Source organism: Bradyrhizobium pachyrhizi (assembly GCF_001189245.1).
GTDB classification, from domain to species: Bacteria; Pseudomonadota; Alphaproteobacteria; order Rhizobiales; family Xanthobacteraceae; genus Bradyrhizobium; species Bradyrhizobium pachyrhizi.
In genome coordinates this window covers 12,277-15,651 of record NZ_LFIQ01000044.1, presented here as the reverse complement: position 1 = coordinate 15,651, position 3,375 = coordinate 12,277, and the positions used below count along the sequence as shown (strand labels likewise).

Below are 3,375 nucleotides of genomic sequence, written 5' to 3'. Positions count from 1 at the left end.
CGGCGACCAGCTCATGATCGGCAGCGTCCGCATCCGGCTCGCAGGCATCGACGCGCCGTCGACCGACCAGCTCTGCCTCAACACCAAGGGCGAACGCTGGACCTGCGGTGTCGCGGCGCGCGACGAGTTGATCAAGCATGCCGGCAGCAAGACCTGGACCTGCCACGCCCGCTCGGTCGATCGTCGCGGCCGCACCATCGCGCGCTGCGAGGTCGACGGCGAGGACATCCAGAGGTGGCTTGTCAGCAATGGCTGGGCGCTGGCCTACACCCGCGCCTCGCATGACTACGAAGCCGACGAGAAGGCCGCGCGTGAGGCAAAAGCCGGGATGTGGCAGGGCGCCTTCATCGCGCCGTGGGACTGGCGGGTGCGCAACAAGAAGACCACCGTGCTCGGCGCGGTGAAGCCGCCGGATGGCGCCAACGCGATCCTGCTCGCCTCGGCCTCCGGCCCGGTGGCGCCGTCGCCCGACTGCACCATCAAGGGCAACGTCAACCGCTCCGGTGAATGCATCTTTCACCAGCGGACCAGCCGCTGGTACGCCAAGATCGAAATGAAGATCAGCAAGGGCACGCGCTGGTTCTGCTCGGTCGAGGAAGCCGAGGCCGCCGGCTGCCGCGAGACGCGGCGCTAGTCGGAAGTGCGATTGGGTTGTAGCCTCATCGGCACCGCTTGCGACGCTCTTTATGAGGAGTAAGTCCCCACCCGGATTGCATCTTCGATGCAATCCGACCTCCCCCGCAAGCGGGTGAGGACCACGGCATGACCGATGTCGAGATCAAGCCGCCTTCCGCGCGCCGGCGCAGCCGCCTCCGGCAAGCGCAGATACTATTGCTGCTCGTTCTGGCGATCTACCTGATCGCGGCCTATCTGCTGCTGCCGGCGTTGTGGACGCATTACGAGCACCAGAAGGGCCTCGCCAATCTGCCGATGGTGACGCGCACCGCGCAGGGCATTCCCGGCGATCCGATGAATGTCGGGCTGATCGGCGACAAGAGGGACGTGGTCTGCGCGATGCACGAGGCCGGCTGGTATCCGGCCGATCCGGTCACGCTGAAATCCTCGATCGAGATCGTCGGCAGCGTGCTGCTCGATCGTCCCTACAAGGATGCGCCGGTGAGCAACCTGTTCTATCTCGACCGCCGCGAGGATCTCGCCTTCGAGCGGCCGGTCGGATCGAGCGCGGACCGCCGCAACCATGTCCGGTTCTGGAAGGTGCTCGATCAGGGCGAGGAGAAGCGTCCGGTGTGGCTGGGTGCCGCGACGCTCGACCGCAGCGTCGGCGTCAGCCACTACACCGGCGCGGTAACCCATCACATCGCGGCCGACCTCGATGCCGAACGTGCGCTGCTCGCCACCGACCTCGAGTCGGCCGGCATGGCCACCGCGAAATATCAGGTGACCGGCATCGGCCCGACCTTCAACGGTCGCAATGGCGGCGGCGATCCCTATTACACCGACGGCGAAATCTGGGTACTGCGGCTGGTCGAGGCCTGCCGCAAGAACCACGGCACCGTCGAGCAGCTCCCGAGCCCCGCCGCGACCGAGTTCAAGGACCAGATCTGGCGCGCGGTCGTCGAATCGATCGGCAAATAGCATCGTGTCCCGCGGTTTTGGAAACGCTGGATTGCTTCGTCCTGCTCGCAATCGTAGCCGCGATGGAATAGTCTCCGCGCTTGACCCCTCACACGCATGATTTGCGCGCTTTATCCAAAAGGAACAGGACGATGACCGTTCGCGCGGGCCGGGAATTTCTGGCCATCCCCGGGCCCACCACGATGCCCGATCAGGTGCTGCAGGCAATGCACCGCCCGGCGCTCGACATCTACTCCAACGAGATGGTCGAACTCACTGACAGCCTGCTGCGCGACCTCTCGAGGCTGTTCGCCACCCAGGGCAAGTCCTACATCTACATCTCCAACGGCCACGGCGCCTGGGAGGCGACGCTCTCCAACGTGCTGTCGCGCGGCGACAAGGTGCTGGTGCTGGAGAGCGGGCGCTTCGCGATCGGCTGGGGCCAAGCTGCGGCCGCGATGGGCGCCGAGGTCGAGGTGCTGAAGGGCGACTGGCGCCGTGCGATCCGCCCGGCCGAGGTCGAGGAGCGGCTGCGGCGCGACAAGGAGCACACGATCAAGGCGATCCTGGTGGTACAGGTCGACACCGCGTCCGGCGCCTATAACGACATCGAGGCGATCGGCAAGGCGATCAAGGCCGCCGGCCATCCTGCATTGTTCATGGTCGACACCGTGGCCTCGCTCGGCTGCATGCCGTTCGAGATGGACAAATGGTACGTCGACGTCGCGATGTCCGGCTCGCAGAAGGGCCTGATGACGCCGCCCGGCCTCGGCTTCGTCGCCGCCAATGACCGCGCCTGGGACGCCCACAAGAAGGCCGATCTGCGCACGCCCTATTGGGACTGGACCGAGCGCGAGGGCAGCGAGCACTACCGCAAATATGCCGGCACCGCGCCGGTGCATCTCTTGTTCGCGCTGCGCGAGGCGATCAACATGCTGCATGCCGAAGGCCTGGAGAATGCGCATCTGCGGCATCGGCTGCTCGGCGAAGCCGTGCGCCGCGCGGTCGCGGTCTGGGGTGAGGGACAGGTGCTCGGCTTCAACATCGCTGAGCCCGCCGAACGTTCCAACACCGTGACGACGGTGACCGTGAAGGGCGCCGATCCCGCCGCGATCCAGCGCTATGCCAAGGAGAAATGCGGCGTGGTGCTCGGCACCGGCATCGGCGATTTGCAGGGTCAGGCCTTCCGCATCGCGCATATGGGCCACGTCAACGCCCCGATGATCCTCGGCACCCTCGGCGTCGTCGAGGTCGCGCTGACGGCGCTGAACATCCCCCACGGCAAGGCCGGCGCCGACGCCGCCATCCAGTGGCTCGGCGAGAACGTGAAGGCGTAGGCCGAGCGCAGGCAGCGACCCGTCATCCTGAGGTACGAACGAGGCCGCACGCTCCGCTGTCGTCCCGGCGAAAGCCGGGACCTATAATCGGCGGCGAATATTGTGGCAGCCTCGTCGTTCCGCCGGCGCACAACAATGACCATCGGTGGCTATGGGTCCCAGGCCCCCGTGCGCAATTGCGCACCAGGCCGGGACGACACTGAATGTTTGGCGTCGCTTGCGAATACGCCCACAAGGGTGACGGGAGGCAATGCATGCAACGCATTGCTAAGGCACGAGCACTTTTCGTCGTCATCATTTTCCGCTTTACTGCCGGCAACAGCCGGGCACGGATCCCTGCGACACAACAAAATGGAGGGACCGCTTGGCATCGGTGGAATTGCGCGGCCTGGTCAAGCGGTTTGGATCGTTTGTCGCGGTTGATGATGTTTCGCTCACGATCGATCATGGCCAGCTGGTCTGT

At 65.6% G+C, this 3,375-nt stretch carries 3 protein-coding genes; all 3 read left to right on the top strand.

From position 1 onward, the window contains the following. Nucleotides 1-634: thermonuclease family protein (locus tag AKL29_RS07295; RefSeq protein WP_063779890.1), on the top strand; the 634-nt coding region annotated here is incomplete at its 5' end. Between the two features lie 128 nt (nucleotides 635-762). Continuing rightward, entirely contained in the window at nucleotides 763-1,596 is an 834-nt protein-coding gene (locus tag AKL29_RS07290; protein WP_050383636.1) for an LssY C-terminal domain-containing protein, read from the top strand. Between the two features lie 131 nt (nucleotides 1,597-1,727). Beyond that, complete coding sequence (locus tag AKL29_RS07285; protein WP_050383635.1) at nucleotides 1,728-2,912, top strand: pyridoxal-phosphate-dependent aminotransferase family protein; 1,185 nt, start codon at nucleotides 1,728-1,730, stop codon at nucleotides 2,910-2,912. Nucleotides 2,913-3,375: the final 463 nt, after the last annotated feature.

Coding starts and splice junctions, on each gene's coding strand:
- AKL29_RS07290 (WP_050383636.1), top strand. CDS start 763: ATGACCGATGTCGAGATCAAGCCGCCTTCCGCGCGCCGGCGCAGCCGC.
- AKL29_RS07285 (WP_050383635.1), top strand. CDS start 1,728: ATGACCGTTCGCGCGGGCCGGGAATTTCTGGCCATCCCCGGGCCCACC.